A 23762-nucleotide genomic window follows, 5' to 3' on the forward strand; every position below is an offset into this window, starting at 1 on the left:
AACAGTGAGTTAGTCTGCGCCCGTCACGGCAGCGTCACGCGCCTGGCTGCGGCTCCGCCAGAAGCCCTGGGCGTACGCGCCGAGGAACATCCCGGCGAGCGCCCAGAGGATGGTGATGTTCCCGATGCCGAGGCTCGCGTAGGCGGCGCCCGGGCAGATGCCGGAGAGCCCCCAGCCGACGCCGAAAATGGCGCCACCGATGAGGACGTTCCGGTCGAAGGACTTCAGGCGGCGCTCGAAGCTATCGCCGGTCAGCGGCGCGCGGCCCAACAGCCGCGGCGCGAGGAAGAACGTCACGCCCGTCACGGCGGCGCCGCCGAACATCACGAACACCAGCCCGAAGTCCTCGAACTGGAGGAAGTTCAGGACGACCTCGGGCCGGGCCATCTGGCTGTACGCGAGCCCGAACCCGAAGATGAGGCCGCCGACGAGAATCAACGGCATGAACGCTGGATGCCGGTCACTCATTACGGGCTCACCCCCAGTGCGGCGACCACTTGTGCGGTCACGATGGCGACGGTGAGGAACGCGAGGACGCCCACGATGGACGTCTTCGACGCCGACCCGACGCCACAGACGCCGTGGCCCGACGTACAGCCCTTGCCGACGCGCGTGCCGATGCCGACGAAGACACCGCCGACGAGCAGCCGCCACGGCTGGACGTCGGTCGTCCATGCGCCGCCCTGATAGACGACGGCGTAGACGGCCGCGCCGAGGACGATGCCGAGCGTGAACACGAGCCGCCAGTCCCGAGAGGTGACGTACTGCTGGAAGCGGGACTGGTCGGAGACGTACGACAGCGTCGACTCCAGGAACGTGCTGGCGCCGGCGCTGATGCCGGTTCCGAGGTAGATGACGGTGACGCCGAGCCCGACCAGCAGTCCGCCGATAGCGTAGCGGCTGATGCCGTTCGGGAACAGCTCAGCGGCGACCTGTAGTGGAAGTGGGTCAAGTACCATCGGCGTCGTTAGTCACCTGCGAGGGAGTCCTGGCTGGCTGCGCAGTTGTTCGGGCCGAGCTCCAGGGTGAACGCTTCCTCGTCGTCGACGGCGTGCTGGCCGAGGTTCGTCGCGATGATGTCCTCGTAGTTCGCCGGCCGCGGCGGCATGTCCGAGAGGACCAGGTCGACGAACTCCTGTTCGTCCATCGTGAGCGCGTCCATCTCCTCGACGAGTTCGCCGATGGGCGCGGTGTAGGTGCCGTCGGCGGCTGGCTCGGCGGCGTCGCTGAAGTGCGCGCCACCGACGAGCGTGTCGTCGGGTAGCGTCAGCACGCGCTCCTGGAGGGACTCGTAGAGCATGCGCGCGGCGTCCGGCGCGCCGTCGTCGCCCTCTTCGAGGTCGGGGCGGGCGACGCTCTCGATGAACAGCCCGTCGCCGGTCGCGAGCAGGCTGTCGTCGACGAGGTACGAGGTCATCCCGGTCGTGTGACCGGGCGTGTAGACAGCTTCGATGGTAGCGTCGCCGACGTCGAAGGTGTCGCCGTCTGCGGCGGTCGTCATGTCGTCGGCGTACGTGATGCCACGGTCGACAGCGGCCTCCGGGATGACGCCCTCGATGCCCTCCTCAGCGAGATTGCGAACACCGGAAATGTGGTCGGCGTGGACGTGGGTATCTAGGGCGTACTGCAGGTCGACGCCGAGGTCGTCGGCGTCGTCAAGGTAGCGGTCGGTGAACGCCCGCAGCGGATCGATGATCGCGGCTTCGCCATCGTCGTACAGCAGGTAGCCGAGACAGCCCGAGGAGGGGCGCTGGTACTGCAGCAGCGTGCCGGCGCCGTCGTAGCCTTCGACTTCGACGGCCTCGTAGATGCGCGCCCAGCCGTTCATCCCATCTTCGAGGTGGTCGACGTCGTAGCCGCGTTCCGCGAGCGTGCCCGCGACGAACTCGCTGGCGCCGCCCTTCGCGCACAGGACGGTCACTTCGCGGTCGTCGGGAATCTGGTCGAGGACGTCCTCGTCGATGTCGTCCTCGAGGAATTCGAAGTACGGGACGTTGATCGACGTGACGTTCTCCCCGTCGATGTGCCACTCTTCGTAGTCGCTGGTCATTCGCGCGTCGAGGAGCGTGACGTCCTCGCCGGCGTCGATGCGATCTTTGAGCGATTCCGGATCGACGGATTCCACGTCGGCGTCCGGAGTCGGAAAGTCGTCGGCGTTCATATTGTGCAGTCGCTTCTACTGGGTGGACGCACAAAAGCATTTGCATAGTAATTCCCATTCCAAGCAATACTGTAGGGTGGCGATATTCTGAATACCACGCCTAAATGCCTATTTGTAGGTATTACGGCGTTCAAACCCGGTTCCCTCGCCCAGCAGTAGTTGGTGGTTTCCACAAGAATCGACAATCTTTTAGTTGCGTAGTAGGTATTGTGCGATAGCTCCAAGACAGACTACCGGAGCAGACAAACCATGAGTGCAGATTACGACATCACGGAGACGCTCGACGTCAAAGGCGCATCGTGCCCCATGCCAGTAGTGAAGACGAAGTCAGCCATCGACGACCTCGCCGAGGGTGAAATCCTCGAAGTATTGGCGACTGACGCTGGAAGCATGAGCGACATCGAAGGCTGGGCCTCCGGCACCGCCGGCGTCGAGCTCGTCGACCAGCAGGAAGGCGACGACGTGTACACGCACTACGTCCGCAAGACGGAGTAACGATGAGCACGGACACACCCGACGCGTCCGCCGACGACACGCCCTCGCGTGCGGAACTCGCCGCACGCGTCGACGAACTCGAAGACGCGCTCGCCGAAGCCACCAGCGAGGACGACGCCAAGAAGATGAGCATCATCGCCACGAAGGGCACGCTCGACATGGCGTACCCGCCGCTCATCCTCGCCAGCACCGCGGCCGCGTTCGGCTACGAGGTGACCGTCTTTCACACGTTCTGGGGGCTGGAAATCCTCCACGAGGAACGCTCGAAGAACCTCAAACTCAGCTCCGTCGGCAACCCGAACATGCCCGTCCCGAACGCCGTCGCAGCGCTCCCAGGCATGGACCGCGTGACGACGAAGATGATGGAGAAGAAAATCGACGACAACGACACCGCCACCATCGAGGAACTCATCGAGACGAGCCTCGACATGGGCGTCGAGTTCCAGGCCTGTCAGATGACCATCGACCTGATGGACTACGACGAGGACGACTTCTACGACGGCGTCACCACCGGCGTCGGCGCGGCGACCGCCCTCCAAGACATGGCCGAGGCCGACATCCAGCTCCTCGTCTGAACTCCGATGCACAAACCCGGGAGCCCGATTCCCAGCTTTCCAGTGCCTTAGGCGGGCAGAAACCACCGAAGCGGTCGACCTGCTCGTGTTGTCCAGCCAAGTTCGGTCTGGGAGGATGTCACCCGCCGTAACCCTCGCCCTCGATTGGACCGCTGAACACGCCGTAAAGGAATTTGAAGTACCACAAGACCAGCAGCAGGACCGGGAATCCGAGGACGGTCACGAGGTTCAACGCTAGCGGCGACACGACGGCTTCTCTCACCAGCAGTCCGGTCGGCGGATAGACCGTCGGATACAGCAACACCGCGACCAAGAGCGTCAGCAGCGTGGGGAGCGCCAGCGCGCTCGCGAGCCAGGCTCGGTACCGGCCGCGTCTGGCCAGCACGCTCCCGCCCACCCCGGCGACGATAGAGAGCGCGACGACTGCAGCGACGGGCAGCGAGAGCACCGCGCTGGCGGCCCCACCCGCATCGGTCGCGACGACGGTCCCCAACAGGACGACCACGCCGCCGAGGTACGCGACCGTCGCGCCGACGCCGTACGAACGCAACTCCGACGCCAACCCAGGGTCGGTCTTCGCGGCGAGGAACGCCGCCCCCGTGACTATCGAGACCGCGACCAGACCGACGCCGGTCAACACCACCGGTAGCGTCGCCCCACCGAATAGCCACCGGCCGGCGAGCATCCCCAACAGCAGCGGCGCGAACACGCTCCCGCCGACGAAGGCGTAGTCGGTGTAGCGCTTCCAGCGCTCGTCCTCGCGCTGCTCGCGGAGCTCCGGACCGAGCCCGCGGAACACCAACGCAACGACGAACCCGAGTGCGAGCAGATAGTTGTCCGCCAGGAGCCGCGAGTACACGCACGGGAACGCCGCTAGCAACATCGTCCCGAACGCCACGACCCACACCTCGTTGGCGTCCCACACCGGGCCGAACGCCGCTAGGAACGTCTCCCGCTCGTGTTCGTCCGTCCGGGTCGCGTACAGCATCCCGATACCGAAGTCGAAGCCATCAAGGACGATGTACATCCCCAACGCGAACACCACGGCGCCGAACCAGACCTCCGGCAGGGAGTCGACGAGGTACGTGTCGACGGGAATCAGTGGGTCAGTCATCGCTGGTCACCCACGGGAGGGGCCCGCGCCAGCGGCCCGCACTCGACTCCTGGACGCCGAGCGACCGGAGCTCTCCATGAATCAGCCACTTCAGGACGTACAGCGCAGTCAGTATCAACGCGATGTAGAGGACAACGAACCCGACGAGAGTCAGGGTCGCCTCGGTCCCAGTGAGCGTCGAGGAGACCGCCTCGCTCGTCTTGAGTTCGCCCTGGATGACCCACGGTTGGCGGCCGATCTCGGTGACGTACCAGCCGGTGAGTAACGCCGCATAGCCGAATGGCGATGCCGCGATCATCGACTTCAGGTAGCGCGTACTCTCTGTCAACCGTCCGCGGTACGTGAGGTACCCGCCCCAGAGCGCGAGCCCGATGAACAGGAACCCGAGCCCGACCATGAATCGGAACGACCAGAACACGAGCGCAACGGGTGGGTTCTCCTCGTACTCGTTCAGGCCGATGACCTCGGCGTCGAAGTCGCCGCCACTGGCGAGGAACGACCCGACTCTGGGGAGACTCACCGTGAAGAGGTTCTCGGCGCGCGGGTCGGTGAGCGCGTCGAGGGACTTCGGGAACGCGAGCAGGTGGAGGTCGGCCGACCCCGTCTCGTAGTGGGCTTCCATCGCGGCGAACTTCTGGGGCTGCGTATCCTCAACGTGCCGGCCGTAGGCGTCACCGTGGACCGCTTGGAACGGCGCCGAGACGAGTAGCAGGACGACGGCGAGTTTGAGCGCGGAGTTCCAGGCATCCGCGTCCGGCTTCTTCCAGACGAGGTATGCCGAGACGCCCGCGACGAGCAGCGCGACCGCTATCACCGACGCGTTCATCATGTGAACGTACATCCACGGCATTCGCGGGGTGAGGAACGCTGCGACCGGGTCAGTGAGCTTGGCGATCTCCATCCCGTTGCGGGTGACCATCTCGTAGCCCCGAGGCGTCTGCATCCACGAGTTGACGACCAGGATCCAGAACCCCGACAGCCAAGCACCGACGCCGACGAGGACCGAGGAGAGGACGTACGTTCGGTCCGCGACCCGCTCGCGGCCGTACAGCAACACGCCGAGAAAGACGGCTTCCAAGAAGAACGCCATCTTCGCCTCGAACGCGAGTGGCCCACCAATCAGTTCACCGGCGATTGTGGCGAACTGCGGGAAGTTCGTCCCGAACTGGAAACTCATCGGGATACCGGTGACCGTTCCCATCACGAAGCCAACGGCGAACACCTTCACCCAAAACGAGCGTAACCGCGCATACCGCTGCTCGTTAGTCCGTACGTCTTTCCACGTGAAGTAGATAATAAACGGTGCGAGCCCGATCGAGAGAGACGCGAAAATGATGTGCACGGAGATCGTCCACCCGAACTGCATACGGCTCGCGATTTCTGGAGAGAGCAAGGCCATCCACCCCAGGTCGACGGTGGATAGAAGTGTCGCTGGGACCATGGGTAGACACTGCGGGGCGCAATATGATTAGTCATTAGGCGATTTCCCGAATTTCGGGATACCCCCACAAAATTTTATAGGTGAGGATATAAGTTCCCAAATACCCTAGAAAAGTTTGGGTTCTGATATACGCCGGGTTTGGAAACGAGAGGAACAGCATTGAACCTCTCGACGCGAGGACCACCGAGGCCGTGCGAGAAAACTGGTGCTATCAGAGGGAGAGGGTGGTCTTCGGTAGGAACCTAACCGCTCACGCTGCGCCGTCAGTGAGTGACGACAAAGAGCTATCATTCCAGAGACGAACCGCTATCTCAGCGATCAGACGTCGATCAGGACAGCGTTAGCCAATTTGGTGGTGCGCCCAACAGGGCGGAACAGGGTGCGGGACGGGGCAGGCGTCGACAAATAACCGCCTCCATTTCGGGGTGGCGCCAGCAGATGTGTGGTCTACTGATACAGGGGTCAGCCTGACGAAATGCGATAGCCGAAGTAAACTCTTCTGCGGTTGTCAGGTCCACTCCGATTCGAGGGCGTCCAGCAGCCGCTCAACCTCAGTGTGAGTGTTGACCGCGTGGACCGACGCGCGGACGGCGTCTGGCGTCGGTAAGGCACGAACGACGATTCCCTCTGACGCGAGTCTATCGACCGTCGCTTCAGGATCAGCCACGTCGATTGTCACGAGTCCCGACTCGGGGTCCATCGGGCTGAGAAGCCGGTCGTGAGGGACGCCAACGGCCAGCTGACCGGCCAATTCCTGGATTCGGGCAGCGATACGGTCGACTCCAACTTCGTCGATCGCCTCGATAGCTTCCGCCAGGGCAACGTGTGGCGCCGGGTTCGCCGAGCCGACCTCGAATCGGCGGGCGCCAGCTGCGAACTCGTAGGGATCTGCAGTCGGCGTCTCGACGCTTCGGTACCCAACTGTGGTGGGTAGGAGGGAGTCAGCAGCTGTCCGGTCGACGTAGAGGAAGCCGCCGCCCCACAGCCCCAGCAGCCACTTGTGACCGGCCGCCACGACGGCGTCCGCACCCCACTCGCCGACATCGAGGGGAAGCTGTCCTGGCACCTGTACAGCGTCGACGAGCGCGAACGTGCCGGCTTCGTGGGCGATATCAACGAGATCGCTGACGGGCAACTGGGTGCCGTGCGTCCACGTTACCGCGCTGAAACAGGCCAGGCACGCGTCCTCGACGGCCTCGGCGAAGGCGTCGGGATCGATACGGCCGTCCGCTGTCTCGACGACGCGAACCTCGACGCCCTCCTGTTCTAGGCGTTGCCATGGGAGCGTCCCGGCCGGATGTTCGAGGTCGGTTCGAACGACGGTGTCGCCGGGCTCCCAGTCGATGGCGGTCGCGACAGCGTTGATGCCCGCGGTGGTGCTCTCCGTGAGCGCGATCTCGTCGTCGTCCGCACCGACGAAGGTGGCGACGCGCTCCCGCACGCGGTCGTAGGCGTCGAACGCCACCTCGTAGGGATCGTTTTGCGTGCTCGTTTCGTACTCGTGTGACCGGACGAACTCGTCAGCAGCCTCGACGACGTACCGTGGGCTCGGCCCGTGGGCGCCGAAGTTCAGGTAGACGTCGTCGTGCAGGGCGGGCGTGTCGGCGCGAAGTTCTCTGGGGTTCATCTCGTTCTCGAGGAGTTAGTCGTGATATCGGGCGATCAGGTCGCGGAGTGTCTGTTCGTTCTGGCCGCCGCGAAGCTGTTTCACCGGTTGCCCGTCGACGAAGAGGACGAACGTGGGCGTGCTCTGGGCACCGAACTCGATCGCCGTCTCGAGGTTCGACTCGATGTCGATCGTCAGGATCGTCGCCTCAGTGTCTTCGGCGAGTGCTTCGAGGACCGGCTTCATTCGTTTGCAGGTGCCACACCACTCCGTGTAGAACTCCACGAGCGCGACGCTACTGTCTTCGACGACCGTTTCGAGGTCGTCGTCACCAAGCGAAACCACGCGGTCCGTCTTCGCTGTCTGCGTTGCCATTACCAGCCTCTACGCACCCGGTGTTTAATAGTCTTGGGTAAACTGTACAATACAACTTGGTGCGTTCAATTCCCCGGTCGAAACCGAATAAGAGGATGAAGCGGCCACGAACGCTGTCAAGTCCGTGTCGAGCAACTCTGGTCGGCATAGTTGGAGGTGTGGAACCAGTAGAGGCCACCAATCACGCCGGCCGTTAGAGCGGTCACCAGAATCCTAACGAGGCCACTAGTGAGGGCAGCCGCCGTGCCCCCGGCAGCGGCGACACCGGCTGCTGGTGCCGCAAAGAGACAACAGAGACTCAACGCGCCGCCAACACCGAGTAATCGCCACGGCGGTGTTGAGCTGTCTTCGGCACTCGTCTCCTCATCCGAAGCGGTCATCGGTTGGTCTTGCATTCACCTGACCGGACCAAGTGTGTTTGGGTCAGCGATACCGTCGGTCGTACGGTCAGCACACCTCACAACGCCGACGCTGGTAGACCAGGAGCGCGGCGAAGACTGCAACGCTCATGACACCGAGTATTGGTCGAATTGGATCGAAGTATGTCATGAGTGCCGACGAGCTGAACAGTGCGAGTAGCACAGCGTTACAGATCGGACACCCAAAGGCTAGGAACCCGCCGACAACGCCGCCAGCGGCGAGCCTGTCGCCCATCGGCTCTTCGGCCAGTGAGCGCTGGTAGATGAACGCGCCGGCGAAGGCGGCTGTGGCGACGAGAAACAGGTAATCAGTCGGGGTCCGGTCAATCATCCGAACGTAGATTGGGTTCGGCAAGAGGCCCGTTACCGTCCCGAATAGGACGAAGAGCGCTGCGCTCACGCCGACACTCCGGAGCAGCCGAGGGTGTGGCAGCGACGTCATGATTTCGCATCCCGGCGATTCGAATACGCTCGTGGAGTTACTGGCTGCTCGCCGAAAGTACAACGTAGATGTATGTCGCTGAGCCGAAGCGGTGTAGCACTGAATTTGGGTTTTTCGTCACCGAGCCACCGTCTTTGCCCGTTGATCTTGTCTCGCCAACCCATTTTTATCCAATATCTTCTCGGTGTTTGATAGCCATTATGGTCCTAATCCGAGCCTCCACAGTAATTTGTGGGTTTCTCCGAACCCCCCGCGCTTTCGACCGCTTTAATGATCGCATACGGGTTACGTGAGTTATCATTCCGTACCACGACAACGAGTCCGGTGGGCTTCGAACTCCTAGACGAGATGTCCGATGGCATCATACCAGTCGTTGAGCAATCGCTGCATGTCGTGAGTGACTTCCTCGAACATCTGCGGACGATATTCTATGCCCGTGAATATGCGTTCTGATGGGGGAGACTCGAAGGGACTTTGTGCTATAGGCCCAATATAATACACGAATGACGCTCCCAATTGACCCGAACCAGATCGACCCAGAAGACATCGGCGAAGAACAGGCGACCCTCGAGATGAGCCACGAAGAAGCGATCGAACACGTCCGCGGGGTGTTCACGGACGCCGGCTTCGGCATTCCCGTCGAGTTCTCACCTTCCGAGATGCTCAACGAGAAGGTGGACGCGGACCGCGACCCCTACTACGTGCTCGGCGCGTGCAATCCCGAGGTGGCCGACCGAGCGCTCGACGCGACCGACAACCGGCTCGGTGCACTAATGCCGTGCAACGTCGTCGTCTGGGAGGAGGAATCGGGCAAGCAGGTCGTCTATCACGTCTCAATCATGCGTATCGCCCGCCTCGTCGGGATGGCGCCCGACGACGACGAGATGGCGGACATCGTCGCCGATACCGGCGAACTCGTCGACGAGGCGTTCGCGAACCTCTAAAATGGGACATCACACGTTCGACGCCGACCGCGCTGACAAACTCGAAGAGGCACAGCGCCGGTACCGCTTCCTCTCCGCGGAGGAACTGCTCTGGGCGCTGTCACCAGACGGCGACGAGACGATCGCAGATCTCGGCAGCGGGACCGGGTTCTACACCGACGACGTCGCACCAACTGTCGACCACGTGTACGCCGTCGACATCCAGGATGCGATGCACGACTACTACCGGGAGAAAAGCGTCCCCGAGAACGTCGAGCTCGTGACGAGTGGCATCGACGACCTCCCGTTCGATACTGACAGTCTCGACGCTGCGTTCTCGACGATGACCTACCATGAGTTCGCGAGCGAGCGGGCGCTGAGCGAACTCAGTCGCGTGCTCGCCTCACAGGGGACGCTCGTTATCGTCGACTGGGCAGCTTCCGGAAGTGGGTCTCACGGCCCACCCGTTGACGAGCGGTATTCCGCCACTGAGACGACGAGTGCGCTCCGTCAGCACGGATTCACAGTCGAATTCGAAGCGGTACGGCCAGAAACGTTTCTGGTAACGGCGACCACCGATTAACATCCCGGCAGTCGTCGCCGTCCGTATCGCGCTCTTGGCGGCCGGTCAGAATGAGTGCCACGTCCGGGACGCAGCGGGAAACCCTTTGACACGGAGTTGCCGTTCGCCGTCGTCGGTTTCACGGAGTTCGATGGTGGGTGATACAGACGACGGGTTCTACGTTGCCGACGATGGAGTGGGACTGCCCGAATCAGCGAGTGGAAGCGTGTTTGAAGCAGGCTATACGACTGCTGACGAGGGAACCGGCTTCGGGCTCAGTATCGTCGAAGAAGTCGCTAGTCGGCACGGCTGGGAGATTTCGGCAGCAAACGGACGGAACGGCGGTGCTCGCTTCGAAATCACTACCACTTGCTGAGTCGACGGTCTTGGCGAGCCAGACGAGAAAAGACTTCAAATTGTTGTTCACTCACAAAGCCCAACGTCCCTTCAGGCTGGTAGCGCTGTGGAGTGCTAGTGTATCAAGGGCGCTAGCCATCGACTCTTTCGATATTGGGATGCGCGATGACTTGGATCATGTTCGTTTCTCTCGGACTCCTTCGCGGCTGCGGGTCATGTCTTCGCAGTTCGGACACACACGTGGTTCGTCGATAGAGTCCGGTGTAAATACACGAACGTAGACATCTGTGACGTGGCTGCCACAGTTTTGGCACTCCGGCATACCAGTAGCAGTCATCTCATCTGTCATAGGCTTTCTGACAGCGACGAAACGAACGAGTAAAAATGCAGAAGCGTCCACAATAGTTCCAGACTCAGTCTCGGGAATCTCACAAATCAATACCTTGTATAGATCTCCTGGCTATGGAGTGACACATTTGGCGCTATTGAAATACTATTGGTCAATTACTACGTGCGGTGAAAACAATTGGTAAGTGAGTATGCGAATTTATCACTTGGATTTTTCTTTCTGCGTTTGGTATCGGTGGTTATGGACTGGGTGACGCTTCTGGTGAGTGGACTATTTGCGCTTGCGTGGCTTATCACCCTCCGTCAATCACGGACAGAGGACTGGACTGTGATTCGGACAGTTGGATGGCTTGTGTTCCTCAGTGGTGCGACCATCGGGGCGTTTTATGACAATTTCCTCTCCGCTGCGTCGCCGCTCCTCCCGTGGATCGAACCTATTGCCGCCATCATTATGTTCGTCGGAATAGGCATCGCGTGGATGTGGACTCCCAGCGGAGACAATCGGTCAGCCGAACGACGATAGCTGGGCACTCTGTACTTATCGAAGACACTCAGCCCCGTCGAAATGAGTTCCCACCACCTAATGTGAAGTACCCCGCGCACGGTGGTGCGGGGCTTCGCCGTTTGGCCTCTCCCCAAGATGGGGAGCGTAACGGCAGCAGGCGAATGTAATTCCCTCCGTACTCCCCGAAGGGTCGTCTGCGAGCAGATGACACCCGAACATGCCATGTCTCCTACCGCACTAGCGGTCGTCTAGTGCCGCCGTAGGTGGCTGTCCGTGGAGGTCGGCGGCTTCACCACCGCCCGACACAGCCCGGCGCAACCTCTCGGTGTTTTGCGAGGCGGATAACGTGGCTCCCGTCCCTGCTGTATGGTTGCCTGTCAACTTGAACGGACGGAATATGCAGCGGAGCGTACGCGCTTTACCCCCGCCCACGGTGGGGCGGGGAACTTGCGCTGCTTTTCGTTTAGAGTGAAACGGCCGCCCAGTAGATGTGCGTATCGCGTAGTCAGTCTGACAGCGCGACAAGTGTCCCGCCACTCTCGTCAGCACTCCAGTAGATGGGAACGTATATCCGGCCATCGGCAGCAACGGCGTCAAAGCCGACATTGCCCGGTTGGTCAACCGTCCACCGCATTTCGCCGGTTTGACGGTCAACAGCGTAGGTCGTCACACGCTCGTCCAGCTGGGGCTTTTCCGTCGTCACGATGACCGACTGGTTGGTCACGAGTGGACGCGTTCGGAGGTACACACTGTCGCCGGCAGCGAGGGTCGTGCGCCACGTCTCGATTCCGTCCGCCGTTTCGTAGGCGACGAGATCGCCCCCCGAAGTCGTGGCGAACAGTCGACTGCTGTCGGTCGCGACGCTGGACGACGTGGTCACCTCTGTTGTCCACATTTCCTCACCGGTCGCGACGTCAATGGCATGAATCTGGGTACTGCCGGGGACGTACACCGTCTCATTCGCCACGGTCGGCGTTCCGAAATTGCTATCGGCTTGGTATATCCACTCCGAGACGCCACTACCCTCACGAGGGTCGATCGCAACGATGCTTCCGAGGAAGCCCGTCGTGTAGAGGACGTAGCCGCCGCCGACCGCCGGTGGAGAGACGGAAGCCCGGTCGTCGCCAGTGTGGTAGGTCCACTGATCGTGGCCGCGTTCGTCGAACGCAAGTAGTTCGTCGCCGGTGGAGGCGACGACGTTGTTCTGAAAGCCGATAGCGGCTTCGTTGATTGAATTGTCCGTCTCGTGTCGCCACCGTGGACTGCCGTCCCGCACGTCGATCGCGTATAGCCCGCTCTTACCAGCGTGCCCGACGTACACCGAACCGCGATAGACGATTGGCGGACACCCGGAGTAGCCACCGCCAATGCTTGGCAGGTCGCGCCGCCACTCCTGGCTTCCGTCGTCCGACTGGAGTGAGAATACCGCGCCACCAGAGAATCCGTCGCTCCCATCCGACTCCGGTGTAACTCCTCCATGGACGATGACCCGGTTGCCGACGATCGCCGGTGGCGTCATACTCCCAGTGAGAGTAAACGTCCAGTCTTCGCTTGGGTCGTCAACGCGGACCTCTGGGGCGAACCCAGTGTGGCGCGTGTCTCGGCCGTACTGGGGCCAGCCAGTAGATTCAGTGGGTAACGGCTCAGTTGTGCCGTCCGCAGTCGTCGGCCACTCATTGCCGAGAAGGCCGTCAACGGTCGCACAGCCTGCAAGCGATACAACACCTAGTGTACCGGCGGTAGTGAGAAATTCCCGGCGCGAGTGGAGGGACATACGGTATTTTAAACCAACCAACACTTAAACTGCTTGCCTGGAGAATATTGTACAATAGTCAGTATGTACCGACCAATCTGTATCCACGCTTCTCGCAGAATCGACAGAAATGAATATGCGGCCTATACCGAGTGACTCGTGGTTCATCACTTCACCGATTCACGCACTCGGTGATCAGTGTGAAGCTGTTCGATACCACCATTATTTCAGGTGGCGAAACACCTGTAGTGGTACGGACGGGACTGCCAGTATGCGTGAAGCCCTCCACACGATCCTGTTCGCAAATCGCTTCGAGCGCCGGCTCGACGTGCTGATCGCGGCCGTCGTCGCTATCGGCACGTTCGTGATGTACGCGACCGGCAGCTTCAGCGCCGACGGTGGTGTCGTGTTCCTTCCCTTGGATGCGACGCTCGTCGGCGCCGTCGCAGCAGCGGGAATCGGCTATCGACATGGGAGTCTCCTCGGTGCGTGGGTGACGCTGTTTGGCGCGTACGCCGCATTCTTTGCCGAATGGGCGTTTCTTGGATTGTCGAGCCACACGCTTGCTGGCAAGCTCGCATTCCTCTTCGACCCGGTCTCAATCGGGTTGTCCGCACTCGCAGCCATCGTGTTCGGGACAGCCGCGTTCGCAGTCGGATACGTCGGTGTGAGAGGGGTCAATTGGCTAGCTAAGAAACGAGCCAAATTGTGACGATCGCTACGAGGCCGAACTCGAGAATACGGAAATAGTGTCACTGGACACTCTGTTCCGAACTTTTGTCCTCCGTGGATATCTCCTAGACCGTAGTTGCATCGCGAGGCCCGTGATGTCGCTGGCTCGTCCGTGAGTCCGCCCGTCTCAATCACGAACAGCCACACCGATTGGTATCCGCGGGTGGCCGCCAGAACCCATTCGTGCGACTGTATTACCACGGCACTCTGACAGAAAGGGCTGCAGTGTTCACGATGTGGGCTGCGTCGAGGGTTGTCGCCGGCCAATCAGCCAGTACGCAATGGGAAGGCACCCAGCGAACGCGACCGGCCAATAGAGCATCTGTGAGACGGGATCGGGTGGGAGAGCCACGGCAGCGACGAGGAAGCCACCCACTCCAGATACAGCGACGACGGCCGCATATCGTTCCCGGCGAGACGGCGGCTGTCCACGGCCATGTTTGCGGCGCCACCAGCCAACATAGTAGAGGAGGAGGACGCCGGGGAACGGTGCGAAGACGGCCCACAAGAGAGGGTGTGAAGCTCCACGAGCGCTGGCATCGAGGGCGACCCACACGCCAATTGCAATAAACATGACCAAGAGGAGGAGCGTGCTGAGGGCGACGAGGAGAGGGAACACGGGGGACATAGTTTACCGAGCTGTCTCGTTGGTTGTAGGTTTTTCTGGTCCAGGGACACAGACGATAGAGTCGGTAATTGGTGGCCGTCGAATTATCTAAGGCGGAGCGGTAGACTACGCGTCGCTCCCGTTCGGTATACGATCAGCAGTGCCATCGGTGGAGGCAGTTCGTCGGCGCAGCCAATAGCCGAGTAGCAGCACGAAACCAATCACGGCGAGGACCTTTTTTAGGGACATATCGATTCAGAACTACCGTATTTCGAGTTATACGTGTTCTGTTTGACGGTACGCCGAGGGTGTCATAGAACAGTTCACAGGGCGATTAATTCCATCACTGCTGGGATGAATCATCCGCTTAGTAGGGATGTGAACTAACCAGGAGTCGTTCAAGCATTCGGAGATGAGGTGGTTTGCTGTGCCTGTTTCTTGCCACGGAAGTACATCCAAAATATCACTAGTAGCGTAATTGGGAATAGCACGATAGCGAGGAGTGCTATCGGCGGAAACAGCAAGAAGAGGGCAAACGTCTTCCAAGACACAATCGTGTCACGGGCCATTTGATTCGTTTTACACTCTCAACAGATATATGGTTAGTGGGGCATCGGTTCTGTTCGTTGTGCCTCCTGTACTTACCGAAGCCACTCACCCATCGAAGTGAGTGCTCACCAGCTGATTCGAGGTGAAATGGCCTGTTAGTGTGGGCTTAGTTATCGCGTCGTTGTTCCTCGATTTCTTCTGCTTGGTTGCTTATTTTGGCGAGTTCACGGACTCGCTGGCTGTCCGACCCACCGTGACCGATTCGGACGGACAAGTCCAGCGGGGACGGAACAAAGCGCCCCTCGGCTTCCTCCTCAACAGATTCTTCACCGGATTTCTCTTTGGATTCCTCACCTCCGCTGAATAAGGAGAGGAACACTTCCCAAACACTGAGGGCCATATACGACACCTATGAGTTGTTGGAGGATAAGTGTTGATGCGGTTTCATTAGTAGGACCAATTAACCGGTGGCTCATCTAAACCTATGAGCGGCAGAGATAATATTCAACGCCACCCACGAGCAAGATAATTGTGAGAAAGAACGGCCACACGCCGTAGTATAGCGGAGTGAACGACTCCATTGACGTAGAGAACGAGTCCCAGAAACAGTACCCCGTGAACAGGCCGGTCAGCAGGAGTGGACTAAGGAGTCGATTACGGACAGCAAGGTATGTGGGGAGCGCGCCCATCACCCAAAGGCCACCAATCCAGAACGACCACGTTGCGACGAAATTGAGCCGACTTACGTACGGCCCCCCGGACAGATTCAATACGACCTCCCCATACCACAGGAGCAGCCCGAGATTCACGAATCCGACGACCACCGCCACCGCGATCTGACGACCTCGTTCAGTCATCCTCCTGCCGCCTTTGACATACTGTATCAAACCCGAGGAGGTGGTAAATGTCTTGTCTGTACTTAGCAATCCGTCCGCGGACAGTACTTGCTGGAGTCGTTTCTGCTGGTCAGCAGATGCACTCGTGGTGTTGGCCGACCAGGTGAACGACTTGCTGGTGAATGCGGTTTGCGAGCGCGAGCATCGTCGCGGCTCGCGCTCGTGTTGCCATCCCGTCCTGATAGTACGTCTGTGCGCGATTATCCGACCAGAGGTCATCTAGCCTGGCGGCGAGTTCTGGGCTGATGAATCCGACGTCAGCGCTTCGGTTGATTGCCGTCGTGTGTGATTGTGGCGGGTTCGCTGGGTCCTGATGCCCCTCGTCGATCAACCAGAACAACAACGTCTTCTCGATGGACGTGAAGGCGGCTTCGATCGTCAGCGTGTAATATCCGTCCGCCATGAGCTGGTCAGCTCCGGAGAGTGATCGGCACGCTTTTCGTAACTGCACGAAGCCAGCATCAGACACGTCAAGCCCTGCTTCCGGGTCTTGATTGCCGTGCCGAAATGCGGTTTCAGCCTCAGAGAGTTCTGACTCAACGTCGTCAAGCGTGAGTGGCATCAGTCCGTCACCTCTCCGTCGTCTTGGTAGACTGCTGCCCGAACATCTGCTAACGTATCAGTTCGTTCTACGATAATGCCGTCGTCAAAAATCTCCCGGAGGTTGTCGCCACGGGAGGCGGCTGATTCGGGTGTTTCGACGAGGACCTCGAACTGGTAGCGGTCGCCGTCGAACGCTCGGGTTTCAAGGTCCCTGGCGAGTTTCGAGGTGAGCCGTCGTGCGTACGTCGCGTCGCCATCGACGAGTACGAGCAGGTCGATGTCGCTGCTCCGGTCGGCAGTCCCGCGTGCGACGCTCCCGAACAGCACTACACCGACGAGCTCGTCCACCTCCTCGGAGGCGTCGATGTCGTCGGATACCTCCTCCAGAAACGTCTGTACGGGTTTCCGGAACTCCTCTTGTGGGATTGTAAGGAGGGGATTGGATGCGGTGAGATGGTCTTGGTCGATTGCGATTTTCGCGGGCGTTTCCTCGGAGACAGTGATGGCGCCGAGTTGTTCGAGGAGATTGACTGACCGAGAGACCGACGAGATGTCGGCTCCAGTGATCGTCGCTAGCTCCTTTTGCGTGAATTCTTCGAACGGATTGTTCACGAGATGGTGGAGGATGTCTTGCATTGCCTGATACCGGAAGACCCGCTCTTCGGGGAGGGGGTAGTCCAGTAGCACACGCGCCCCATTTTGCATAATAGGAAACTACTTGCAGTATATGCAAAAGAGTTGTGGTTTGCTTGAGCGTCTGCTTCCCCGATTTGCCAACCTCCACTGTAATTTGTTCTCGAGGACAGGCCCGCTACGAATTTCGCTGTCGGGGCGATATCCCGGCTTCGTCACAGCGCATTACCGGTCCCCTTCGCGCCCGCTGACTGTTGCTGACCCAGAATCGCCTGACAACGGCGACTTCTGATGACCTTCGTGGTCTGCCTGTGTATGGGCTTCGTCATGCGATGTGACGAACACACCTAGACCGATGATCTACGAACACTGTCTGCTGACTCTGGTTCGTCGTTGGTGGTTGCTACTCTCTCTGGAGGTGCGCTTTGGACTGTTCGTTACAACCGAGACTGTTCCGAATCACCCGCAAAGTTTGTGAGCGAATATCCCGGTATAGGCCCTTGTATTATGGCTCTGAGCGGGTTACAGTCCATAGACGTACGTATCAATGAGCCAGCTAACGACAAACAACGCTGAAACCAAGCCAGCAACGAAAATCGCACCACCAACAGTTCCGGTGTTTCTCCAACCGACAACAAGGCCGACACAGACGACGAATCCGGCAACGAGCAACCGCCAGTCCATAGACATTAACCCACGAACTAGATGATAACTCTGTGTGCTAATCTATGTGGGTTACTAGCTAACTTGACCGCCTGCACCGTCGCTATACGATAAATAACGCCACGCCACGTACACTAGCACTGGAAGAAGCGCTAACAGAATACCACCCGCTGCTGTCCCTCCAATAAGGAACATGTATACGAATATACCTACCGAACTACCGCCGACTGTGATTTCTGCAAGGTGACTCATGGCAGAGTTCTTGGCCGTAACTGTTACCCGGAGAATCATAAATCTTCACTGTACTTACCGAAGCCACGCACCACAGCAAGGCGAATTCTTCCCAGCGAATCCTGAGTGAAACAGCCGCTTAGTAGGGATGCGGATGTCTCAATCATTCTCTCCGGTTTCTCAAACTCACAAAAAATACTTATCGACAGTCATACAAATCTTGGATGTGAATCGTCGTGCCCTCCTCGCATCGCTCAGTGCGATTGGTATGTCCGGCTTTGCCGGGTGTTCTGTCTTTCAAAGCGATGATATCCCCGCCGGGAGCCTCCAGTTCAAGAATCAAGACAACCTCCCACACGTGATTGGAATTTCAGTCGTAGACATTGGCACTGATGCAGAGACGGACTCCGATGGCTACAGCGTCTCCGGCAACGTGACCGTACGGCCTCAACAACGAGAATTGACAGCCTCGTCGTCAGTCGCTCCCGGTGAGACACAGACCTTCAGAAACATTTTCACTGAATCCGTTTACTACTTGGTTGAGTTCACAATCGACGGCACCCTTCCCGAGACAGGCGGACGAGTTCCATTCAATCCGTCTACCCGAGAGTACGACAACGTCTTAGAAGGAGTTGTATATGCAGCTGGAGAATTCTCGTGGAAGATCAGTACGACGGACAATACTGGACGATTCAAACAATAGGGCAACGCGTCTGTAACAGACGATAGATGCATCCTCTGCACTTAACGAAATGCCGCACCACATCGGGAAAGGTTCTCCCCCACCTGGATTTGGCGTGGAACAACCGATAAGTGGAGATGCGTATTTCTCAAATCAGACTGCACTCACTGGGCCCATATTATCTCTGGAGCCAATATGAGGAGAACAACGAGGACAACGAGGATACCAAGGCCAAGTATTCGCAGTACTCCTGCTGAACGTTGTCGGTTCGGCGGCAGAGATTCGGCTATCCCAGAGAACCCAAACGCGAGACCCAAGAAGAGCATATTGTGAGGGCCGTTGAGGACAATCCCGAAATACACCCACCCGAGGAGGCAAACGAACGATAAGAGTGCGAAGATGAGACTCTTCGGTTGTCCGTCCGGCTCACGAAACAACACCCTGCGAAGTGCCTGCACACGTACTAACCGAAGCTTGACCCAATAAAGCGTTCGGCTGTCCTTAGTGATTCGAGCATCAGTCTGTTACCGGATGAGGCTGCCAATAGAGCCAGAGAGTTCTATTAACAAGGCCAATAATAGGCGGTCTTTCCCCTAGCTATGTGGTGGTTTTCTATTGGAATTCGGGGTGTACTATGGCTTAGGTGTTGATGTCGATATAGTCAGATTCCCAGTTGCGACGCGCCGCAATTTCACGACGCCCACGGCGAGTTAACGTGTAAGAATTCGTTCGCTGGTCTACTTCCCCTTTCTCTACGAGTCCCTTGTCAACGAGCGTATCGAGATTCGGATAGAGCCGGCCATGATGAATCTCGGACTCGTAGTACTCCTCTAACTCATCTTTGATCGCCAATCCGTGTGGCTCATCAAGTCCTGCAATCACATACAACAAATCACGCTGAAACCCCGTCAAATCGTACATACCTCTGTTATTGGGTAATACTGCTAAAAGCGTTCGCACAATCTGCCGGCTATCAGCGTCTCATAGAACGGCTCACAGGGTTGTCAATTTCAGGACGATCAAGGTGAATTAGACAGGTGGAGAATCATTATCGGAAAGTTCCGTGAGAGTTTGGCGAATATCTGCCAATACCCCAAGAATCCGCACCAATAAGAGAACCACCAATCCAATAAATATCTCACCAGTCAGAACTATCAATACGAGAATCGCCGCAAGAATAACCAGTTCTTGCGGGGAGAGTTCGGTTAGCATTACGGGCAGAGAAACAGTCCCTTCATATAACACATTCGTACACCGACTGAGTGGCTGTTTCACTCCGAATCCGCTGGTAAGAACCAACCCTGATAGATTGAGTTCCATCGCTAAGTACAGAGAAACAGTTTCTCTGTTACCGAAATCAACTTAGCTGCCATATAGTAGGTGCGAGATAGATAGAAACGCAAGGACCGCACCGGCGATAAACCCGACTAAGCCAAGATTGCCAGACCCCAGTGTCCCAAGGAGACTACCGGATACCGCACCGACGAGTGCGGAACCAATAATGAGGAAGGCGCCCGTCTGCCATTCCTCAATAAATCCCACAACGTTCTGCTCAGCCATACTCAACTAGTCACTTCTCAACCACATTATTCCACCGGTAGATTCACGGACACATATATCGAGATACTCGGCTTTCAGCGGTCCAAGATGCGCTCTGCGATCAACCACGGAATGTCCAGTACGATACAAAGTATAATTACTATCCCTAATTCAGCTAGAAATCCGTCTGCGATACGCTGTGCGATATATACGGCTAGTCCAGCAACAATAACTTTGGACACTCGGGCCGCGTCCCAATCGAATAGCGCGGATCGAAGAGCAGACATCACTCCAAAGATAGACCACTTTAATTATGAACTTATTGGTTAAGAGATACTATTGAAAGTCACACCAAGAATCAGTTCACATCCCGACTGAGCGGCTGTTTCACGCCGAATTCGGCTGGCGAGCACCCATCTCGATGCGGTGAGAGGCTTCGGTAAGTACAGAGGATACAAAGATCAGTTAGCACAGAGCGTATGCCAGACGATTAAAGTGGAAGTACAATATCAAGGACGGTCAGAATCAGAATCAAACAAGCAGTGCCACTGATAAGAAGGAGTGCACCAGCAGAGACAGTGAACTCATCGGGATCAGTTCGGAGAGATTCATAGCCCGAGCCGAGAACCAGAGCACTCCCACTTACCGCAACGAGGATTGGAACAAGCCCTCGTCTCCGGTAGCGAATGAAGTCCCGGCGTTAAGGAGAAACGACAATCCCCATACAGCTAACGAACCTTGATACAAATATAATCGTTCCATGGTTATCATCTCACATCAGTTTACTAGGAAGTTTGGATAACCCAAGAATTTCACTGTTTGGTATGCACGGCTACTGAGCGGCTGCTTCATACCAAATCAGCTGGTGAGAACCCCCCTCGCTGTGGTGAGTAACTGCGGTCAGAACAGACGAACCGATTATCAGTACATCACAAAGCCGGTTAGTTAGAACGTCTGCTTGCTGATGGTGTGTTCAAGACCAAGCAAGCAGACAGTGAAATCCACGAAGACCAGCTCCTTAACTTTCTCGTCAACACGCTCAGCGATGAAATTGATCTTGACCTCGGCGCTACTGCTGAAATCGAAGCTGAGGACATCTACGAGGTCCTCGTCGGCGCATGCGCCGACGGGACATCGGTCTCTACGCTGTGCAACTCCAGTGAAGACTCCCCATCGGCGAACACGATTCTCTATCATCTACGGACGAAGTTCGAGCCGGAACGGCTCGAACGAGTCGCTAACACGCTTCTTCGACGAGACATCGTTGAGCTGCTTCCCGAGCAGGTGGAGGTCTGCGCAGACCTCCACCTGCGACCCTACTACGGTGATGAAGACGACACAGACGCTCTCTACCACTCGGAAGCGAAGCGTGGAACCACCGCATTCCACGCCTACGCCACACTCTACGCGCGTGTGAAGAACAAACGCTACACGCTGGCGGTGCGCCGTCTCGAAGACGGCGACACCGCCAGCAGTGTCCTCGCTGAGTTCCTCGGTGTCCTCGACGGCCTTGACACCGACGTCAAGGCCGTCTATCTTGATCGCGGATTCTACGACAGCAAGTGTCTCACGCTGTTACAGACGCACAACTACGCCTATGTGGTTCCGATCATCCGGTGGGGTGAAGCGATTCAGCAGGAACTCTCGGAAGGATGGAGTCGCATTATTCAACACAACCTGACAGGGAAACTCGACGGTCACAGCTGGACCGTCGAGTTTCCCGTCTACATCGACTGTACATACCTGAATGGACGGTACGACGAGAACGGCGTGGCGCGTCACGGCTACGCCGCTGACGCGCCGTTCATCGAGACACCACGCCAGGCTCGATACCACTACAGCAAACGCTTCGGTATCGAATCGAGCTATCGGTTGTCCGAGCAAGCGATAGCGACGACAACGACACGAGACGCGACGGTGAGACTGCTGTACGTCGTAGTGAGTCTGCTGCTACAGAATGTTTGGCGGTATCTCCACTATGAATACGTGGCGACGCCGCGCCGAGGCGGGCGTCGCCTGTGGTGGTGGCCGTACAAGGAGTTCGTGAATATGGTTCGACGGGCTGCGTGGACGGCCCTCGCGGTGCGTCGGGCCGTCCCCGCGAACCGACCACCTGACGACCGATTCCACCGCTAACCACTGACCGGGACAGCCCCCGCACTGAGTGGCGACGCTGTCGCGTCGGCGGCTGAGCGCCGCCGACAGCGACAGCTTCCCGTCGATCTGTGAGGAGATCGCGGTCGGTCACTGCACTCCGCAACAGAAATCAGACCTCAGACTGACTCAACTGAGGACGCTTTGTGAGGTACTGATTATTGACTCTCCGCTGATCGGGGTACTAATCCGAAGAAGTCTCAACGTCATATTCATATCCAAGTTTCTCACGTAGCTGGCGGAACGCATCCAATATCTTTTCTCCGTCTTCACCAGTAGGAATCTCGATTTGTGCTGGCGGAGTAGCACTCTCCGAACCCAGAACTCGCCAAACCGTTCGACGAAGTAACGACTCCTCGGACACCGGCTTCCAATCGAGGCGTAGGACGTTCTCAGAAAACAGTGCAGTCACCTGCCTTAGCCGTTCCAACTCATATGACGTACTCTGCTCTCTATAGGAGCAATACAGAGAGTTCCATTTCAAATCATACGTGGTACCGTTAAATGTCCACGAGGCAAGCCCACCAAACGGAACAATAGCCGAACCTCGAACCTGAGCAAATGTCTCGTTCAGTTTCTCAATTACTCCCTCGTGTTCCCCTGCGTTGATTTCTCGGATATGGGCCTCATGCGGCACTGAGCGATATAGCCACGACTGGTCGGTCAGAACTGCAAATTCGACGAAGTAGAACAGACGGTCCGTCCACGCATCAGTATCACCGTCCGGGATTTCGAGTAATGACTCAACCAATGCCCGGTCCTCGAGAAGCGACGCTCGGAATTCATGATCTGAACCGACAAAGATACATTTCGAGTCGGGGACCTGCGTTAGCTCCCGTTGTACCGTCTCAAATTGACCGTGTTCTGGATCAAGCCCTATGTGGACAACAGTTCCGTAGTCCATCAGAACACGAATCGCCCGGTTCTCGACTGTCACACCGCCGAGCTCGTCCCAGTCTTTCACACCAGATAGACGTCGAGTGACGAGTCTATGTGTCGGTTCTGCAGCATCGAACTTCTCTGTAAACTCCATTATCGTTACGTACTCTCGGGATTGTTGAAATCCTCAGTAGTGAGATATTCTGATCCGGTTGCGGTCATACAGAGGGTGAGTCTATCGTGGGTCAAACGCATAGTCGACGATTACCGTCGTAACTCCCATCATCACTGCGTGGACAGTGGTCAGTTCCTGCAACAACAGACTCCCAACGAATACCCCGAAGAAACTCGCAATACCTACGGCGATGGCGAATTTCAGTCGGGGGAGGTCTTCGGCCCACCCCTCCAAACGGTAGTATGATTCCAACACCATCGCCGTGATGTTACTTGAACAGGAGTGTGTAAAAATCATACGTTGATACATATGCAACCCCACTTACAAGCTGTTTCACCACAAATAGTACCTGATTAATGGTGAAGCCGTGCCCTTCTTCCCACTCCAGGGTATCAATTTGTCT

28 protein-coding genes are annotated in these 23762 nt (G+C 58.0%); 8 read left to right on the top strand and 20 right to left on the bottom strand.

Annotation, left to right across the window (positions count from 1 at the left end):
• Positions 1 to 9 precede the first annotated feature (9 nt).
• Genes LPA44_RS13290 through LPA44_RS13300 form a run of 3 tightly spaced genes read right to left on the bottom strand, consistent with a single transcriptional unit; the run spans position 10 to position 2161 of the window.
• Positions 10 to 468 carry a YeeE/YedE family protein gene (locus LPA44_RS13290; protein ID WP_230890024.1) on the bottom strand — a complete coding sequence of 153 codons (459 nt, stop codon included), beginning with the start codon at positions 466 to 468 and terminating at the stop codon, positions 10 to 12.
• A complete protein-coding gene (locus LPA44_RS13295) occupies positions 468 to 959 on the bottom strand; it encodes a YeeE/YedE family protein (RefSeq protein WP_230890025.1) in 492 nt (163 codons plus the stop codon). Before LPA44_RS13295 ends, LPA44_RS13290 begins: the two co-directional genes overlap by 1 nt.
• A gap of 8 nt (positions 960 to 967) precedes the next feature.
• Positions 968 to 2161, bottom strand: coding sequence for an MBL fold metallo-hydrolase (locus tag LPA44_RS13300; RefSeq protein WP_230890026.1), 1194 nt, complete (start codon positions 2159 to 2161; stop codon positions 968 to 970).
• 249 nt (positions 2162 to 2410) lie between these two features.
• On the opposite strand from LPA44_RS13300, the gene LPA44_RS13305 reads away from it, so the two are divergent.
• Complete coding sequence (locus LPA44_RS13305) at positions 2411 to 2656, top strand: sulfurtransferase TusA family protein (protein ID WP_230890027.1); 246 nt, start codon at positions 2411 to 2413, stop codon at positions 2654 to 2656.
• Between the two features lie 2 nt (positions 2657 to 2658).
• On the top strand, positions 2659 to 3231 hold the full coding sequence (locus tag LPA44_RS13310; RefSeq protein ID WP_230890028.1) for a DsrE/DsrF/DrsH-like family protein: 573 nt from the start codon (positions 2659 to 2661) through the stop codon (positions 3229 to 3231).
• A 118-nt stretch (positions 3232 to 3349) separates the two neighbouring features.
• Here LPA44_RS13310 and LPA44_RS13315 read toward each other — a convergent pair whose 3' ends face one another.
• The 5 genes from LPA44_RS13315 to LPA44_RS13335 form a co-directional block, all read right to left on the bottom strand.
• Positions 3350 to 4345, bottom strand: coding sequence for a cytochrome d ubiquinol oxidase subunit II (locus tag LPA44_RS13315; protein ID WP_230890029.1), 996 nt, complete (start codon positions 4343 to 4345; stop codon positions 3350 to 3352).
• On the bottom strand, positions 4338 to 5786 hold the full coding sequence (locus tag LPA44_RS13320) for a cytochrome ubiquinol oxidase subunit I (RefSeq protein WP_330166501.1): 1449 nt from the start codon (positions 5784 to 5786) through the stop codon (positions 4338 to 4340). Before LPA44_RS13320 ends, LPA44_RS13315 begins: the two co-directional genes overlap by 8 nt.
• 508 nt (positions 5787 to 6294) lie before the next feature.
• Entirely contained in the window at positions 6295 to 7413 is a 1119-nt protein-coding gene (locus LPA44_RS13325; protein WP_230890031.1) for an aminotransferase class V-fold PLP-dependent enzyme, read from the bottom strand.
• Between the two features lie 15 nt (positions 7414 to 7428).
• A complete protein-coding gene (locus LPA44_RS13330) occupies positions 7429 to 7767 on the bottom strand; it encodes a thioredoxin family protein (RefSeq protein ID WP_230890032.1) in 339 nt (112 codons plus the stop codon).
• A 447-nt stretch (positions 7768 to 8214) separates the two neighbouring features.
• On the bottom strand, positions 8215 to 8628 hold the full coding sequence (locus LPA44_RS13335) for a hypothetical protein (RefSeq protein WP_442903393.1): 414 nt from the start codon (positions 8626 to 8628) through the stop codon (positions 8215 to 8217).
• Positions 8629 to 9131: 503 nt separating this feature from the next.
• Here LPA44_RS13335 and LPA44_RS13340 point away from each other — a divergent pair.
• The 3 genes from LPA44_RS13340 to LPA44_RS13350 all read left to right on the top strand — a co-directional run bounded on the left by LPA44_RS13340 (position 9132) and on the right by LPA44_RS13350 (position 10489).
• Complete coding sequence (locus LPA44_RS13340; protein WP_230890034.1) at positions 9132 to 9572, top strand: DUF302 domain-containing protein; 441 nt, start codon at positions 9132 to 9134, stop codon at positions 9570 to 9572.
• Between the two features lies 1 nt (position 9573).
• Complete coding sequence (locus LPA44_RS13345) at positions 9574 to 10134, top strand: class I SAM-dependent methyltransferase (RefSeq protein WP_230890035.1); 561 nt, start codon at positions 9574 to 9576, stop codon at positions 10132 to 10134.
• Between the two features lie 130 nt (positions 10135 to 10264).
• Positions 10265 to 10489, top strand: a complete 225-nt coding sequence (locus LPA44_RS13350; RefSeq protein WP_442903394.1) for a sensor histidine kinase — start codon at positions 10265 to 10267, stop codon at positions 10487 to 10489.
• Between the two features lie 156 nt (positions 10490 to 10645).
• Here the strand turns inward: LPA44_RS13350 and LPA44_RS18435 are convergent, their stop codons facing one another.
• Both LPA44_RS18435 and LPA44_RS13355 read right to left on the bottom strand, forming a co-directional pair.
• Positions 10646 to 10792, bottom strand: a complete 147-nt coding sequence (locus tag LPA44_RS18435) for a DUF7563 family protein (protein WP_353635594.1) — start codon at positions 10790 to 10792, stop codon at positions 10646 to 10648.
• A gap of 1036 nt (positions 10793 to 11828) precedes the next feature.
• Positions 11829 to 13097, bottom strand: a complete 1269-nt coding sequence (locus LPA44_RS13355) for an outer membrane protein assembly factor BamB family protein (RefSeq protein ID WP_230890036.1) — start codon at positions 13095 to 13097, stop codon at positions 11829 to 11831.
• A gap of 250 nt (positions 13098 to 13347) precedes the next feature.
• On the opposite strand from LPA44_RS13355, the gene LPA44_RS13360 reads away from it, so the two are divergent.
• The gene (locus tag LPA44_RS13360; RefSeq protein WP_230890037.1) at positions 13348 to 13788 is read left to right on the top strand and encodes a hypothetical protein; all 441 of its coding nucleotides are present in this window, start codon (positions 13348 to 13350) and stop codon (positions 13786 to 13788) included.
• 1342 nt (positions 13789 to 15130) lie between these two features.
• Here the strand turns inward: LPA44_RS13360 and LPA44_RS13365 are convergent.
• The 5 genes from LPA44_RS13365 to LPA44_RS13385 all read right to left on the bottom strand — a co-directional run bounded on the left by LPA44_RS13365 (position 15131) and on the right by LPA44_RS13385 (position 17720).
• On the bottom strand, positions 15131 to 15364 hold the full coding sequence (locus LPA44_RS13365) for a hypothetical protein (RefSeq protein ID WP_230890038.1): 234 nt from the start codon (positions 15362 to 15364) through the stop codon (positions 15131 to 15133).
• 82 nt (positions 15365 to 15446) lie between these two features.
• Positions 15447 to 15821, bottom strand: coding sequence for a hypothetical protein (locus tag LPA44_RS13370; RefSeq protein WP_230890039.1), 375 nt, complete (start codon positions 15819 to 15821; stop codon positions 15447 to 15449).
• A gap of 109 nt (positions 15822 to 15930) precedes the next feature.
• Entirely contained in the window at positions 15931 to 16422 is a 492-nt protein-coding gene (locus LPA44_RS13375; protein WP_230890040.1) for a hypothetical protein, read from the bottom strand.
• Positions 16422 to 17108, bottom strand: a complete 687-nt coding sequence (locus LPA44_RS13380; RefSeq protein ID WP_230890041.1) for a nucleotidyltransferase domain-containing protein — start codon at positions 17106 to 17108, stop codon at positions 16422 to 16424. Before LPA44_RS13380 ends, LPA44_RS13375 begins: the two co-directional genes overlap by 1 nt.
• Before the next feature lie 450 nt (positions 17109 to 17558).
• Positions 17559 to 17720 carry a hypothetical protein gene (locus tag LPA44_RS13385; protein ID WP_230890042.1) on the bottom strand — a complete coding sequence of 54 codons (162 nt, stop codon included), beginning with the start codon at positions 17718 to 17720 and terminating at the stop codon, positions 17559 to 17561.
• 478 nt (positions 17721 to 18198) lie between these two features.
• Between LPA44_RS13385 and LPA44_RS13390 the strand changes: the two genes are divergently transcribed.
• Positions 18199 to 18633, top strand: coding sequence for a hypothetical protein (locus LPA44_RS13390; protein ID WP_230890043.1), 435 nt, complete (start codon positions 18199 to 18201; stop codon positions 18631 to 18633).
• A gap of 143 nt (positions 18634 to 18776) precedes the next feature.
• Here LPA44_RS13390 and LPA44_RS13395 read toward each other — a convergent pair whose 3' ends face one another.
• The 4 genes from LPA44_RS13395 to LPA44_RS13410 form a co-directional block, all read right to left on the bottom strand.
• A complete protein-coding gene (locus tag LPA44_RS13395; protein ID WP_230890044.1) occupies positions 18777 to 19070 on the bottom strand; it encodes a hypothetical protein in 294 nt (97 codons plus the stop codon).
• Between the two features lie 181 nt (positions 19071 to 19251).
• Positions 19252 to 19533, bottom strand: a complete 282-nt coding sequence (locus LPA44_RS13400) for a PadR family transcriptional regulator (protein ID WP_230890045.1) — start codon at positions 19531 to 19533, stop codon at positions 19252 to 19254.
• Between the two features lie 108 nt (positions 19534 to 19641).
• Entirely contained in the window at positions 19642 to 19824 is a 183-nt protein-coding gene (locus LPA44_RS13405; RefSeq protein WP_230890046.1) for a hypothetical protein, read from the bottom strand.
• 150 nt (positions 19825 to 19974) lie between these two features.
• Positions 19975 to 20172: a hypothetical protein gene (locus tag LPA44_RS13410; protein WP_230890047.1), complete on the bottom strand. Its 198-nt coding sequence runs from the start codon at positions 20170 to 20172 to the stop codon at positions 19975 to 19977.
• Positions 20173 to 21120: 948 nt separating this feature from the next.
• On the opposite strand from LPA44_RS13410, the gene LPA44_RS13415 reads away from it, so the two are divergent.
• Positions 21121 to 22287 carry an ISH3 family transposase gene (locus LPA44_RS13415; RefSeq protein ID WP_230890048.1) on the top strand — a complete coding sequence of 389 codons (1167 nt, stop codon included), beginning with the start codon at positions 21121 to 21123 and terminating at the stop codon, positions 22285 to 22287.
• Between the two features lie 202 nt (positions 22288 to 22489).
• Here LPA44_RS13415 and LPA44_RS13420 read toward each other — a convergent pair whose 3' ends face one another.
• Positions 22490 to 23338 carry a hypothetical protein gene (locus tag LPA44_RS13420; protein WP_230890049.1) on the bottom strand — a complete coding sequence of 283 codons (849 nt, stop codon included), beginning with the start codon at positions 23336 to 23338 and terminating at the stop codon, positions 22490 to 22492.
• Positions 23339 to 23762 lie beyond the last annotated feature (424 nt).

Source organism: Halobacterium sp. KA-4 (assembly GCF_021028995.1).
GTDB lineage: Archaea > Halobacteriota > Halobacteria > Halobacteriales > Halobacteriaceae > Halobacterium.